Annotated in this window: 12 protein-coding genes; 7 read left to right on the top strand and 5 right to left on the bottom strand. The window is 70.7% G+C overall.

Annotated elements, in window-relative coordinates:
• Positions 1 to 346 precede the first annotated feature (346 nt).
• The 5 genes from nirB to ACZ4MU_RS29705 all read left to right on the top strand — a co-directional run bounded on the left by nirB (position 347) and on the right by ACZ4MU_RS29705 (position 5,677).
• Positions 347 to 2,878 (top strand): nitrite reductase large subunit NirB, encoded by a 2,532-nt coding sequence (gene nirB, locus ACZ4MU_RS29725; protein ID WP_467882401.1) that lies wholly within the window; start codon positions 347 to 349, stop codon positions 2,876 to 2,878.
• Positions 2,875 to 3,207, top strand: a complete 333-nt coding sequence (gene nirD / locus ACZ4MU_RS29720; protein WP_467882399.1) for a nitrite reductase small subunit NirD — start codon at positions 2,875 to 2,877, stop codon at positions 3,205 to 3,207. Before nirB ends, nirD begins: the two co-directional genes overlap by 4 nt.
• A 56-nt stretch (positions 3,208 to 3,263) precedes the next feature.
• Positions 3,264 to 3,848, top strand: a complete 585-nt coding sequence (locus ACZ4MU_RS29715; RefSeq protein ID WP_467882397.1) for a TetR/AcrR family transcriptional regulator — start codon at positions 3,264 to 3,266, stop codon at positions 3,846 to 3,848.
• A 72-nt stretch (positions 3,849 to 3,920) separates the two neighbouring features.
• The gene (locus tag ACZ4MU_RS29710; protein WP_467882395.1) at positions 3,921 to 4,703 is read left to right on the top strand and encodes an SDR family NAD(P)-dependent oxidoreductase; all 783 of its coding nucleotides are present in this window, start codon (positions 3,921 to 3,923) and stop codon (positions 4,701 to 4,703) included.
• Positions 4,704 to 4,756: 53 nt separating this feature from the next.
• Positions 4,757 to 5,677: an oxidoreductase gene (locus ACZ4MU_RS29705; RefSeq protein ID WP_467882393.1), complete on the top strand. Its 921-nt coding sequence runs from the start codon at positions 4,757 to 4,759 to the stop codon at positions 5,675 to 5,677.
• Positions 5,678 to 5,739: 62 nt separating this feature from the next.
• On the opposite strand, the gene ACZ4MU_RS29700 is transcribed toward ACZ4MU_RS29705, so the two are convergent.
• From ACZ4MU_RS29700 to ACZ4MU_RS29685, 4 genes are all read right to left on the bottom strand, one after another.
• Complete coding sequence (locus tag ACZ4MU_RS29700; protein ID WP_467882391.1) at positions 5,740 to 6,750, bottom strand: ArsR/SmtB family transcription factor; 1,011 nt, start codon at positions 6,748 to 6,750, stop codon at positions 5,740 to 5,742.
• A gap of 536 nt (positions 6,751 to 7,286) precedes the next feature.
• Positions 7,287 to 10,022 (bottom strand): pyruvate, phosphate dikinase, encoded by a 2,736-nt coding sequence (gene ppdK, locus ACZ4MU_RS29695; protein WP_467882389.1) that lies wholly within the window; start codon positions 10,020 to 10,022, stop codon positions 7,287 to 7,289.
• Positions 10,023 to 10,426: 404 nt separating this feature from the next.
• Positions 10,427 to 11,572 carry a tRNA dihydrouridine synthase DusB gene (dusB, locus tag ACZ4MU_RS29690; RefSeq protein WP_467882388.1) on the bottom strand — a complete coding sequence of 382 codons (1,146 nt, stop codon included), beginning with the start codon at positions 11,570 to 11,572 and terminating at the stop codon, positions 10,427 to 10,429.
• Positions 11,573 to 11,596: 24 nt separating this feature from the next.
• Complete coding sequence (locus tag ACZ4MU_RS29685) at positions 11,597 to 11,857, bottom strand: hypothetical protein (protein ID WP_467882387.1); 261 nt, start codon at positions 11,855 to 11,857, stop codon at positions 11,597 to 11,599.
• 144 nt (positions 11,858 to 12,001) lie between these two features.
• Here ACZ4MU_RS29685 and ACZ4MU_RS29680 point away from each other — a divergent pair, with 144 nt between their 5' ends.
• Positions 12,002 to 12,838, top strand: coding sequence for a helix-turn-helix domain-containing protein (locus ACZ4MU_RS29680; protein WP_467882386.1), 837 nt, complete (start codon positions 12,002 to 12,004; stop codon positions 12,836 to 12,838).
• Positions 12,835 to 13,044 carry a DUF397 domain-containing protein gene (locus tag ACZ4MU_RS29675; protein WP_467882384.1) on the top strand — a complete coding sequence of 70 codons (210 nt, stop codon included), beginning with the start codon at positions 12,835 to 12,837 and terminating at the stop codon, positions 13,042 to 13,044. Before ACZ4MU_RS29680 ends, ACZ4MU_RS29675 begins: the two co-directional genes overlap by 4 nt.
• 17 nt (positions 13,045 to 13,061) lie before the next feature.
• Here ACZ4MU_RS29675 and ACZ4MU_RS29670 read toward each other — a convergent pair whose 3' ends face one another.
• Positions 13,062 to 13,937 (bottom strand): helix-turn-helix transcriptional regulator, encoded by an 876-nt coding sequence (locus ACZ4MU_RS29670; RefSeq protein ID WP_467882382.1) that lies wholly within the window; start codon positions 13,935 to 13,937, stop codon positions 13,062 to 13,064.
• Positions 13,938 to 14,065 lie beyond the last annotated feature (128 nt).

Here is a 14,065-nt window from a genome sequence, read left to right as displayed (position 1 = left end):
GGGCCCCGGCCGGGGGCCCACCGGGCGCCCCGGGGCGGCACGTCCGGACCCTGCCCGGATCGAGGGGCCCCGCACGCCCTCCCGCGGCAGCACCGGAACCGGCAGGACCCGAAGGGCACCCCCTCCCCGCACGCGCCGGCTCACCGCCGGCCGGCCCGTTCGCGCAGAACACTCACAGGCACCCCGTCGCGGGGCTGAGCGGCCCGTTGCGCCCGGGAAACCGGTCAGATCCGACCGGGAAACAGCCGTCTTGCAGGCTGCGGTCATGGGTTCGGACACCATGCCGGCCCGCCGCCGGCCAACTGGCCCCCGCCGCACCCGCTCACCCACGACGGAGGGTTCCGACATGACCACACCCGCACCCTCGGCCGCAGCCCGCACGATCGTCGTGGTCGGCCACGGCATGGTCGGCCAGCGATTCCTGGAAGCCCTCGCCGAGAAGGGGGTCACCGACCACGCCCGTGTGGCGGTCCTCGCGGAGGAACCCCGGCCCGCCTACGACCGGGTCCACCTCACCTCGTACTTCACCGGCACCACTCCCGACGAACTCTCCATGGTGGAGGAGGGGTTCATCGACAAGTACGGCATCGAACTGCACCTGGACGACCCGGCGCAGAGCGTGGACCGGGCGGGGCGCACGGTCACCGCGCGCTCCGGGCGCGTCTTCGCGTACGACGTGCTGGTGCTCGCCACCGGCTCCTACCCGTTCGTACCGCCGGTGCCCGGCAAGGACCTGACGGGCTGCTTCGTCTACCGGACCATCGAGGACCTGCTCGCCATCGAGGAGTACGCCCGCACCGCGACCACCGGTGCGGTGGTCGGCGGCGGGCTGCTCGGTCTGGAGGCGGCGGGCGCGCTCAAGGGCCTCGGACTGGCCACGCACATCGTGGAGTTCGCGCCCCGGCTGATGCCCGCCCAGGTCGACGACGGGGGCGGCGCGGCCCTGCTGCGCACCATCGAGCAGATGGGCCTTTCGGTCCACACCGGCGTCGGCACCCAGGAGATCACCGGCGAGCGGGCCGTGGACGGCATGCTCCTCTCCGACGGCTCCCGCCTCGACACCGACCTGGTCGTCTTCTCGGCCGGGGTGCGCCCCCGCGACCAGCTGGCCCGCGACTGCGGTCTGGCGGTCGGCGAGCGCGGCGGCATCGTGGTCGACGAGCGCTGCCGCACCTCCGACCCGGCCGTCTACGCCATCGGCGAGTGCGCGCTGGCCTGCGACGGCAAGGTGTACGGCCTGGTCGCGCCGGGCTACGAGATGGCGGTCGCGGTCGCCGACGCGCTGGCGCGGGGCGAGGCGGCGCCGGAGAAGTCCTTCACCGGCGCCGACATGTCCACCAAGCTCAAGCTGCTCGGCGTGGACGTGGCCTCCTTCGGCGACGCGCACGGCACCGCCGAGGGCAGCCTCGACGTCGTCTACACCGACGCCCGCTCGGGCATCTACAAGAAGCTGGTGGTCTCCCCCGACGGCACCCTGCTGGGCGGGGTCCTGGTGGGGGACGCCGAGATGTACGGCACGCTGCGCCCGCTCACCGGCCACATCCCGCCGATCCCGGCCGAGCAGTTGGTGCTCCCCGCGGGCCTCGGCGCGCCCGTGGCGCTGGGCCCGGAGGCGCTCCCGGACGACGCGGTGATCTGCTCCTGCCACAACGTCACCAAGGGCGAGGTCACCCCGCTCGCCTCGCTGCCCGAGGTCAAGAAGTGCACCAGGGCCGGCACGGGCTGCGGCAGCTGCGTCAAGACGCTGGAGAAGCTGCTGCCGAAGACCGGCGACGGCGGTCTGTGCGACTGCTTCGCCCAGACCCGCCAGGAGCTGTACGAGATCGCGCTGGCGCTGCGCGTCGGCTCCTACCGGCAGCTCCTGGACGAGCACGGACGCCCGGCCGCGCGCGGCGGCGAGGGCTGCGAGATCTGCAAGCCCGCCGTCGCCTCCATCCTGGCGAGCCTGGGCCACGGCCACATCCTCGACGGCGAGCAGGCCGCGCTCCAGGACACCAACGACCACTTCCTCGCCAACATCCAGCGCAACGGCTCGTACTCGATCGTGCCGCGCATCCCCGGCGGCGAGATCACCCCCGACAAGCTGATCGTCATCGGCGAGGTGGCCCGCGACTACGGCCTCTACACGAAGATCACCGGCGGTCAGCGCATCGACCTCTTCGGCGCCCGGGTCGACCAGCTCCCGGTGATCTGGGCGCGCCTGGTGGCCGCCGGGTTCGAGTCGGGCCACGCGTACGGCAAGTCGCTGCGGACGGTGAAGTCCTGTGTGGGGCAGACCTGGTGCCGGTACGGGGTGCAGGACTCGGTGAAGATGGCGATCGACCTGGAGCTGCGCTACCGGGGGCTGCGCTCCCCGCACAAGCTGAAGGCGGCGGTCTCGGGGTGCGCCCGCGAGTGTGCCGAGGCCCAGTCCAAGGACTTCGGCGTGATCGCCACGGCCAACGGCTGGAACCTGTACGTGGGCGGCAACGGCGGCGCGACCCCGCGCCACGCGGACCTGCTGGCCCAGGATCTGAACGACGACGAACTGGTCCGGCTGATCGACCGGTTCCTCATGTTCTACATCCGCACCGCCGACCGCCTGGAGCGCACCTCGGTGTGGCTGGAGCGGATCGAGGGCGGCCTCAAGCACGTCAAGGACGTGGTGGTCGACGACTCCCTCGGCATCTGCGACGAGCTGGAGGCGCTGATGGCCGCCCATGTCTCCGCCTACCGCGACGAGTGGGCCGAGACGGTGGAGGACCCCGAGCGCCTCGCCCGTTTCGTCTCCTTCGTCAACGCGCCCGGCACGCCCGACCCGACGGTCCGGTTCGTGCCCGAGCGCGGCCAGATCAAGCCCGAACTGCCCGTCCTGGCCCTGGAGGTGGCCGCACGATGAACGAGAACAGCATCCGACTGCGACTGGAAGACGGCTGGTTCGAGGTGTGCGGGCGCGAGCGGCTCATCCCGGGCCGGGGAGTCGCCGCGCTGCTGCCCGACGGGCGCCAGGCGGCGGTCTTCACCGACCGCGCCGGACGCGCGTACGCCATCGACAACCGCGACCCGTTCACCGGCGCGTACGTCATGTCGCGCGGGCTGCTCGGTTCCGCCGGGGGCCGGGTCTTCGTCGCCTCTCCCCTGCTGAAGCAGCGCTTCGACCTGGAGACGGGCCGGTGCCTGGACGACGACGAGGTCAGCATCCAGGCGTACGCGGCCGAGGCGTCCTGAACGGACCACCCAAAGGATCTTGACCGTTCGTTCCAGATAGCCGTACTGTCGGCCTCATGGCCAGAACCAAGGAATTCGATCCGGACGCCGCGCTCCAGTCGGCCCTTGAGCTGTTCTGGCAGCGCGGCTACGAGGCGACCTCGATGGCGGACCTCGTCGACCGGCTCGGCATCGGCCGGGCCAGCATCTACGCGACCTTCGGCAACAAGCACCAGCTGTATCTGAAGGCGCTCGACCGCTACGGCGAGACGTCCAGTGCGGCCCTGTTCGGCGAGCTGTCGCAGCCCGGCCCCGCGCTGCCCGCGGTCCGCGCGGTCGTGCGCCGCTTCGCCGCCGAGTCCACGGCCGCGGAAACCCGCCGACACGGCTGTTTCGTCACCAACACCGCCGCCGAGGTGGGCGCGCGCGACAGCGCCGCGGCCCGCCGGGTCGAGCAGTCCTGGGAGCGCCTGGAGACACTGCTGCACTCCGCGCTCGTACGCGCCGCGGCCCAGGGCGAGCTGCCGCCGGAGCGCGATCCGCGCGCGCTGGCCCGGATGTTCCTGGTACTCATGCAGGGCATGCGCGTGACGGGCAGGGCGTGCGAGGACCCGGCGAGGGTGCGCGAGGCGGCCGAGGCCGCGCTGACCCTGCTGGACTGAACGCCCCCGAGGGGCGCCGCACCGAAGCGGCGCCCCTTTCTTCTCCCCTCATAACAGAACGGTTGGTCAAATATGTCTGCTCGCTCAGCCGCCCGCTTCACCGGCAGGACCGTCCTCGTCACGGGCGCCGGCTCCGGGATCGGCCGCGCCGTCGCGCTCGCCTTCGCCGCCGAGGGGGCGCGGGTGGCGGTCGCCGGCCGCACCGCCGCGCCGCTGGAGGAGACCGTCGCCCTGGTCGAGGAAGCGGGCGGGACGGCCGCCGCGTTCACCGCGGACGTGTCCCGTGCCGAGGACGTCCAGGCCCTGGTGGAGGCCGTCGTCGCCCGCTTCGGCTCGCTCGACGTCGCCGTCAACAACGCCGGGGTGCTGCGCGGCCGGGGCGGCGCGGCCCTCGCCGACCTGGCGCCCGAGGACTGGCGGGCCATGCTCGACACCAACCTCACCGGCGTCTTCCTCGCCCTGCGGGCCGAGGTCGCCCAGATGCGCACCCAGGAGACGGGCGGCGCGATCGTCAACATCGGCTCCAACCTCGGCGCCCACAAGCGGATCCCGGGCGCCGCGGGCTACCTCACCACCAAGGCCGCGGTCTCCGCGCTGACCCGGGCCGCCGCCCTCGACCACATCCAGGAGGGCATCCGCGTCAACGCGGTCAGCCCCGGTGCCTCCGCCACCACGATGTCGCTGCGCGCGGGCGAGGACGAGGCCGGGCGCGCGGCGCGGATGAAGGAGGAGTCGCCGCTGGGCCGGGTGTCGAGCACCGCCGAGGTGGCCGCGGCGGTCCTCTATCTGGCCTCGGACGAGGCCGCGTCGGCGGTGGGCACGGACCTGGTGATCGACGGGGGCGCCGCCGCCTGAACGGGCCCGGCGGCCCCCTGCTGCCCGGACCTACCGGACGGTACGGTAACCGCATGACTCAGGGCTGGAGCGCGAGGGACATCCCCGACCAGAGCGGCCGTACCGCGGTGGTCACCGGGGCCAACAGCGGGATAGGGCTCGTCACGGCACGCGAACTCGCCCGCAAGGGCGCCCATGTGATCCTGGCCTGCCGCAGCGAGGCCAGGGGCAAGGAAGCCGAGGCGCTGATCCACCGTCAGGTGTACGGCGCCAGCGTCGAGTTCGCCCCGCTGGACCTTGCCGACCTGGCTTCGGTGCGGGCCTTCGCCCGGACGTACCGCCGCGACGGCCTGGACCTGCTGATCAACAACGCGGGGGTGATGGCCCTGCCGTACGGCACGACGGCGGACGGCTTCGAGCGGCAGTTCGGGGTGAACCACCTGGGCCACTTCGCGCTGACGGGCCTGCTCCTGTCCCGGCTGCGGGCGGCTCCGGCGGCGCGGGTGGTCTCGGTCTCCAGCGGGATGCACGCACTGTCCGACCTGGACCTCACCGACCTCAACAGCGAGCGCCGCTACCGCCGCTGGACCGCCTACGCCCGCTCCAAGACGGCCAACCTGCTCTTCATCCACGAGCTGGCCCGCAAGCTGCGCACGGCGGGCTCGGGCGTGGTCGCCGCGGCCGCGCACCCCGGCTACGCCTCCACCAACCTCCAGACGGCGGGTGTCCGCATGGAGGGCCGCCGCACGGCCGAGCGCCTGGCCCGGCTGGGCAACCGCCTCCTGGCCCAGCCCGCCGAGGCGGGCGCCCTGCCGACCCTCTACGCGGCCACGGCGCCCGGCGTCCGCCCCGACTCCTTCACCGGCCCCCGCCTCCAGGGCTGGCGCGGCGCCCCCGCGCGGTCGTCCCGGGCGAAGTGGACCCTGGACGACGCCACGGGGGAACGGCTGTGGGTGGCCTCCGAGCAACTGACCGGGGTGCGGTACGGGCTGTAGGGCGGCCCCCCCGGAGCGGCTGTTTCCGGCCACCCCCGGGGAATCCACCGTACGGCCGCGCCCTACAGCGTCGCCGTGGCGGAACGTTCCGCCACCGTCGGCTGGCCGCCCCGCAGCAGCGCCGACCCCAGCGGGGTCAGCGTGTGCAGCACCGCGCTGCCGTGCCGCAGGGTCACCAGCAGGCCGGCCTCCCGCAGGACGCCGGCGTGCTGGCTGGCCGAGGCGAGCGACACCCCCGCCCGGCGGGCGAGTTCGCTCGTCGTGCAGCCGTGGCCTATCGACTGGAGCACCGCCGAGCGGGTGTGCCCGACGAGCCGGCCCAGCGAGGGGCCGGGCGCGGTGCCCGCGCTCTGCCGCTCGTACGGCGTGTGGGTGTGCGTCACCGGATAGACCAGCACCGGCGGCAGCAGCGGGTCCTGGAGCGCCACCGGGGTGCGGCGGCAGAAGAACGACGGCTGGAGCAGCAGCCCGCGGCCCTCCAGGTACAGGTCCCGGTCCACCGGGTAGTCCGCTTCCAGGACGGGGGCCCGCCAGCGCGTCATCGGCGGGAGCGAGGCGAGGAGTTCGTCCGCCCCGCCGTCCAGGAGCGCGCGTCCGCGGGCCGCGCGGTCGGCGTCGACACGGGCCTGGATGTGCGTCCAGTACGGCGCTATGGCGGCCCGGTGGTAGCCGCGCAGGACGCCCATGAGACGATCCAGCGGCTCGGCGCGCCCGTCGGCGAGCGCCCGCAGCCACCGGGGCAGCCCCCTGGGTCCCGCGACCCGGGAGAGCTCGTCGTGCAGCCGGTCCTGTCCCGTCTCGCGGACGGCTTCGAGCCCGGAGTCGATGGTGTGCGGCCCTTCGGCGGGCGTGAGAAAGTCGGGAAAATAGCCGCGGCCCGGCACCACTGCGGAGAGCAGTCGTGTTTCACCGTTCAACCGGGTACGCGTTTCCGTTCGCCATTCACCGAAGACTAGGGCGCCCCGACGGTCTCTTAATCGATGAAAGCTGAGAATCGTTTCCCACAGCGCGTCCGGACCGGGCGCCATGCGCACCCGGGCCAGGTCCACGCCAGTGAAATGAATACGCAGCACCGAATCTCCACCTGTCTCGAATGTTGCAGCGTGTCGCATCATGTTGCACCCGCAATCGTCCCGCCCCTGAGTATGCCTACCGTCACACGCCGTGACCACCGGCCTTTCAGCCACAGTTGAAAGGCATCGCGAGCAGTCGGTGAGTACCGAAAAGCTGTACGACGTCGGGCACGACACCGGGCCAACCGGAAAGACGTTGTGAGGACCGTGGGGGGCTTTGCTTCGTCTGGCGGCGGTAGGCAAGGTGGCGGCTCCGTGCCCGGCGGGGATGACAGAGTGCGGTTCGCGGATGGGGATCCGTGAACCGCACTCTGCATTTGGGCCAGGGGCCGTTAAATGTCCGTGCTTCAACAGGAATTAAGCGCCCGCACACCCGGAGCACATCCGCGCGGGCCCCGGAACAACAACAAGCGGAATGCCGCGCGGACATGCGGAAGGGGCGGCACCCCCGCACAGGGTGCCGCCCCTTCCATGTGAACCGGAACCGCCGTCGGATCGGTGGTGAGGGTCGGGGACCCGACGGCGGCTCCGGAGCCTCAGCGCGAGTCGCTGCCCTTGGCCTCCGTAGGAGACACCGCCGCCGCGCGGCCCGCCTCCAGGCGCGCCACGGGGATGCGGAACGGGGAGCAGGAGACGTAGTCCAGGCCCACCTCGTGGAAGAAGTGCACCGACTCCGGGTCACCGCCGTGCTCTCCGCAGACGCCCAGCTTGAGGTCGGGGCGCGTGGCGCGGCCGGCCTCGACGGCCGAGCGGACCAGCGAGCCGACGCCGTCCTTGTCGATGGTCTCGAACGGCGAGACCCCGAAGATGCCCTTCTCCAGGTACGCGGTGAAGAAGCTCGCCTCCACGTCGTCGCGCGAGAAGCCCCACACCGTCTGGGTCAGGTCGTTGGTGCCGAAGCTGAAGAACTGGGCGGCCTCGGCGATCTGGCCCGCCGTCAGGGCGGCGCGCGGCAGCTCGATCATCGTGCCGATGGTCAGCTTGAGCTCGGTGCCGGTGGCGGCCTCGACCTCGGCGATGACCCGGTCGGCCTCCTCGCGGACGATCTCCAGCTCCTGGACCGTGCCGACCAGCGGAATCATGATCTCCGCGCGCGGGTCGCCCTTGGCGCCCCGGCGCTCGGCCGCCGCCTCCGCGATCGCCCGTACCTGCATGGCGAACAGGCCCGGAATGACGAGGCCCAGGCGCACACCGCGCAGGCCCAGCATCGGGTTCTGCTCGTGCAGCTTGTGAACGGCCTGGAGCAGGCGCAGATCGTTCTCGTTGGCGTCCTTGCGGGACTCGGCGAGCGCGACGCGCACCGACAGCTCGGTGATGTCGGGCAGGAACTCGTGCAGCGGCGGGTCGAGCAGGCGCACGGTGACCGGCAGGCCGTCCATGGCCTCGAAGAGCTCGACGAAGTCCTTCTTCTGGAGCGGCAGCAGGGCACTGAGTGCCTTCTCGCGCTCGTCGTCGGTGTCGGCCAGGATCAGCCGCTCGACCATCTCGCGGCGCTCACCGAGGAACATGTGCTCGGTGCGGCACAGGCCGATGCCCTGGGCGCCGAAGCGGCGCGCCCGCAGGGCGTCCTCGGCGTTGTCGGCGTTGGCCCGTACGCGCAGCCGGCGTACCCGGTCCGCGTACGCCATGATCCGGTGCACGGCCGCGACCAGCTCGTCGGCGTCGTCGGCGCCCGCGTGCATCCGGCCCTCGAAGTACTCCACGACCGGGGACGGCACGACCGGGACCTCACCGAGGTACACCTTGCCGGTGGAGCCGTCGATGGAGACGACGTCGCCCTCCTCGACGACCACGCCGCCGGGAGCGGTCATCCGCCGCCGCTTGGTGTCGACCTCCAGCTCCTCGGCGCCGCAGACACAGGTCTTGCCCATGCCGCGCGCCACGACCGCCGCGTGCGAGGTCTTGCCGCCGCGCGAGGTCAGGATGCCCTCGGCGGCGATCATGCCGTCCAGGTCGTCCGGGTTGGTCTCGCGGCGGATGAGGATGACCTTCTCGCCCGAACGCGACCACTTGATCGCGGTGTACGAGTCGAAGACGGCCTTGCCGACGGCGGCACCCGGCGACGCGGCGATGCCCCGGCCGAGCTGCTCGACCTTGGCGCTCTCGTCGAAGCGGGGGAACATCAGCTGGGCGAGCTGGGCGCCGTTGACGCGCTGGAGCGCCTCGGCCTCGTCGATCAGGCCCTGGTCCACGAGCTGGGTGGCGATGCGGAAGGCGGCGCCGGCGGTGCGCTTGCCGACGCGGGTCTGGAGCATCCACAGCTGGCCGCGCTCGATGGTGAACTCGATGTCACAGAGGTCCTTGTAGTGCGTCTCAAGGGTCTCCATGATCTGCATGAGCTGGTCGTACGACTTCTTGTCGATCTGCTCCAGATCGGCGAGCGGCACGGTGTTGCGGATGCCCGCCACCACGTCCTCGCCCTGGGCGTTCTGGAGGTAGTCGCCGTAGACGCCCTGGTGGCCGGAGGCCGGGTCGCGGGTGAAGGCGACGCCGGTGCCCGAGTCGGGGCCGAGGTTGCCGAAGACCATGGAGCAGATGTTGACGGCGGTGCCCAGGTCGCCCGGGATGCGCTCCTGGCGGCGGTAGAGCTTGGCGCGGTCGCCGTTCCACGATTCGAAGACCGCCTTGACGGCGAGGTCCATCTGCTCGCGCGGGTCCTGCGGGAAGTCGCGGCCGGCCTCGGTCTTGACGACCTTCTTGAAGTGCTTGACCAGCTTCTTCAGATCGGCGGCGTCGAGGTCGGTGTCGACGGTGACCTTCTTGGCGGCCTTGGCCTCCTCGAGGGCGTCCTCGAAGAGCTCGCCGTCCACGCCGAGGACGGTCTTGCCGAACATCTGGATGAGGCGGCGGTAGGAGTCCCAGGCGAAGCGCTCGTCGCCGGACTGCTTGGCCAGGCCCGTCACCGAGGCGTCCGAGAGGCCGATGTTGAGGACGGTGTCCATCATGCCGGGCATGGAGAACTTGGCGCCCGAGCGTACGGAGACGAGCAGCGGGTCGTCGGCCTGGCCGAGCTTCTTGCCCATCTTCTGCTCAAGGGCGTCGAGGTGCGCGGTGACCTCGTCGCGCAGCTCCGCCGGCTCCTCGCCGCTGTCGAGGTAGACCTTGCACGCCTCGGTGGTGATGGTGAAGCCGGGAGGGACCGGCAGACCGAGGTTGGTCATCTCGGCGAGGTTCGCGCCTTTTCCACCGAGCAGGTCCTTGAGGTCCCTGTTCCCTTCGGTGAAGTCGTAGACGAACTTCTGGCTGTGCTGGAGGTCTTTGTCTTCCGACACGGGTCTCGACTCCTCGGCTCCGAAAAAGCGTGGCGGGCTGCCCTGACGGCCAGGAACATACCCAGATCGAAGGTGTCTGGGTACGTCCACTTGCGCGTCATGGGGCCTTAACCACTCGTCCGCCAGCAGATCGAAAGTAACCGGGAAGTAACCGGAGCGATCTTGATGTGTTCACCCCCTGAAGCCGGTTTTACCAAAACCGAAGATTTAGCGCTCACCTGAGCGTCGCTCTCGACAGGTGAGTTCACTTCTTGAAGACTGAAGGGGTGGCACTCAGTGCCACCCCTTCTAGAGATGCGGCCGCCTTCAAAGTGCTCATCTGAGCGCAACCCCTATCAGGGGTGGCGAGAATCACGCCGTGCGGAGGGCTGGAATTCCACGATCCGGACCCGGATCCGAGCCTCTCAGCCCCCGGAGGTGTCCAGCTCGGCATCGGCGCTGACACCCGAGCAGTCGTACGGGTCCTTGAGCCAGCCGTCCGGCAGGACCACGCGGTTGTTGCCCGAGGTGCGCCCGCGCGGCCCGTCCGCGCCGTCCGGCCAGGGCTGGTCCAGGTCCAGCTCGCTCAACTGAGCGCTCAGCTCCTCCAGGGACGAGGTGACCGCCAGGCGCTTGCGCATCTCCGAGCCGACCGAGAACCCCTTGAGGTACCAGGCCACGTGCTTGCGGAAGTCGATCACACCGCGCGTCTCGTCGCCGATCCACTCCCCGAGCAGGGTCGCGTGCCGCACCATCACCTCGGAGACCGTGCGCAGGGTGGGGCGCGCGTAGGAGCCCGTCCCCTCGAAGGCGCCCACCAGGTCACCGAAGAGCCAGGGCCTGCCCAGGCAGCCTCGGCCCACGACCACGCCGTCGCAGCCGGTCTCCTTCATCATCCGCAGCGCGTCCTCGGCGGACCAGATGTCGCCGTTGCCGAGCACCGGGATCTCCGGGACGTGCTCCTTCAGGCGCGCGATGGCGTCCCAGTCGGCGGTGCCGCCGTAGTGCTGGGCGGCGGTGCGGCCGTGCAGCGCTATCGCGGTGACGCCCTCCTCGACGGCGATCCGCCCGGCGTCCAGGAAGGTGATGTGGTCGTCGTCGATGCCCTTGCGCATCTTCATGGTGACCGGCAGGTCCCCGGCGTTGGAGACCGCCTCGTTCAGGATCGCGCGCAGCAGGGGCCGCTTGTAGGGCAGGGCCGAGCCGCCGCCCTTGCGGGTCACCTTGGGCACCGGGCAGCCGAAGTTCAGGTCGATGTGGTCGGCCAGGTCCTCGTCGACGATCATCCGGACCGCCTTGCCGACGGTGACCGGGTCCACCCCGTACAGCTGGATCGAGCGGGGCGTCTCCGTCGCGTCGAAGTGGATCAGCTGCATGGTCTTCTCGTTGCGCTCGACCAGCGCCCGCGTCGTGATCATCTCGCTCACGAACAGCCCCTTGCCACCGCTGAACTCGCGGCACAGGGTACGGAACGGGGCGTTGGTGATGCCGGCCATGGGCGCCAGCACCACCGGGGGCTGCACGGCATGCGGGCCGATGTTGAGCGTGGTCATTACGCCATTGTCGCGCATGCCCGAGGTTATTAGTTAGCCGTACTACACGAACCGCCACTCGAAGGCCCCACGGCGCGCCTGCGCACCCGCCCCGCCACGGACCACGTACGCCACGTCTTCCAAGCGGCGGGCGAAGATCCCGTGCCCGGTCTCGGCGGTGTGCGTCATGATCTCGACACTTCCCCCCTCCAGGTCGTTCGTCGCGGCCAGCGTCCATGCGCATCCGCTGCCGTGCAGGCACTGGGCCGTCATGGTCACTTCGCCGGCCGGGTGCCGCTCCGTCACGTATTCCGGGCTGCTCATGATCCCGCCCTCTCGGCGGCCCTGTTCTCGCCGGGCACGTCCGCTCCTCTCCGTAGTGCTATTACTACTGGGCGCGTTCAGCGTGGCTCACACCTGGGGACCATTCAACTTGCTGGAAGCGAACGGAAGGTTGGTGAACGTCCTTTGAACCGCAAGGAGTTGAGGCCGGACGCCTCGCCGCAGGCAGCTTATGGGGCGCGTCTGCGCAGCCTGCGGGAGGCGAAAGGCTGGACTCAAGACGATCTCGCCGACCGGATGGAATACTCCAGCGTTCACATCTCGGCGGTGGAAACCGGCCGGAAGCCTTCGACTCTCCGGTTCTCGCGCAGTGCGGACCGGGCGTTCGGCCTTCAGGGCACCGGGGACACGTTCGAGCGCGAGTACCGACAGATGCGGCACGGCAGCCTGCTGGAGGGGTTCCCGGAGTACGTGAAGTACGAGGGGCGGGCGGTTGAGCTGCGGCTGTACGAGGTGGGTGTCGTCCCGGGCCTGCTCCAGACCAGGGAGTACGCGGCAACGCTGGAAGCCGACGCGGTCCGGCGGGAGGCCAGTACGCCCGAACAGGCCGAAGAGCGAGTCCGATTGGTGGCCCGCAGGCAATCCACGCTCGTCCGCAGCCCGTCCCCGTTGATCCACGTCGTGCTCGACGAAAGCTGTATCCGGCGGCCGATGGGCGACTCTTCCATCATGGCGGCCCAGTTCGACCGTCTGCTGGAGTTCGCCGCGATGCCGAACACCCTGCTCCAGGTCGCCCCGTTCAGCATGGGGGCGAGGAGGCCGTTCAGTCTGCCGGTAACCGTGTTGACCATGCCGGACCGCTCGATCATGTCCTATGCCGAGTCGGCGCAGCGGGGGCATCTGGAGCGGGACGGCGGCGCTGTCGTGGCCATACTTAAGGCATACCATCAGCTGCAGGCCGAGGCGTTGCCGCAAGCGGCGTCCGTGGCTCTGATCGACCAGTTTCGAAAGGGTTCCCAGTGACGACCGAATCCCCCTGCTGGTTCACGAGTTCGTACAGCGGTAACGGCGGCCAGTGCGTAGAGGTCGCCACGAACCTTGCCGCCACACGCGGCACGGTCCCCGTCCGTGACTCCAAAAACCCGACCGGCCCGGCCCTGAACCTCCCCGCAGGCACCTTCTCTTCCTTCGTGGCAGGTCTCAAGGCCGGTGAGTTCGGCTCCATCTGAGCGTGCGCCGGTCGGGATCACCGCGCGGCCCCGACCGGCGCCGCTTCCCGGACCGAGATCTCCAGCAGCCGCTCCAGCCCCGCGCGTGAGGCGGCGTCCAGCGGCACGTACGTCACCAGGCGCGGGCCGGAGGAGGGCCCCAGCCACAGGTTGGTGTGCTCCAGGTGCAGCAGCCCCACATGGGCGTTGCGGATGTACTTCTCCCGGCCACTCTGGTCGACCACCTCGTGCCGCGCCCAGATCTCGCGGAACTCGGGCGATCCGTTCTCCAGCCGGTTCAGGAGCGTCTTCCACGCGGGCTCGGCCAGGTGCTCGGCCATCGCGGCGCGGAACTTGGCGGCCATCATCCGGTTGACGTCCGGCAGGTCGGCCACGGCCGCGCGCCAGTCGTCGTTGGTGAAGGCCAGCCACATGCAGTTGCGGTCCTCGGGCGCCAGCGCGTCCAGGTCGCAGAGCAGCCGGGCGTACGTGCGGTTGTAGGCAAGGATGTCGTACCGGCTGTTCTGGATGCAGGCGGGCACCGGCTCCAGCTGGTCCAGCATCGCGCGCAGGGCCGGAGTGACCGTCGGGCAGGGCGCGTTGGGGTTGGGGTCGGTGGCGCCCGCGAGGGCGAACAGATGGGTGCGCTCGCTGGCGTCCATCAGCAGAGCGCGCGCGAGGGCGTCCAGGACCTGGGCGGAGACCTGGATCTCGCGGGCCTGCTCCAACCAGGTGTACCAGGTGACGCCGACTGCGGAGAGATGGGCGACCTCCTCGCGGCGCAGCCCCGGGGTGCGCCGGCGGCGGCCGTGCGGCAGGCCGACCTGCTCGGGCGTGATGCGCTCGCGGCGGCTGCGCAGGAACTCCGCCAGCTCGTGCCGGCGGACGTCGGACTCCGGGGCCACAGTGGTCATGGCACCAGGGTGCCGCAGCGCCCACCCCATTGCCAGGTACTGCGTGTACCAGGATAAAGAGACTCTGGTACCAGGCTGGGCGAGGGGCGATCGTCTTCTGCGTGAGCAATGACGTGACTATTTCCGCA

The organism is Streptomyces sp. NPDC026377 (assembly GCF_055567715.1).
The sequence above is the reverse complement of the archived record's forward strand: the minus strand, read 5'-3'. Positions and strand labels throughout refer to the sequence as shown.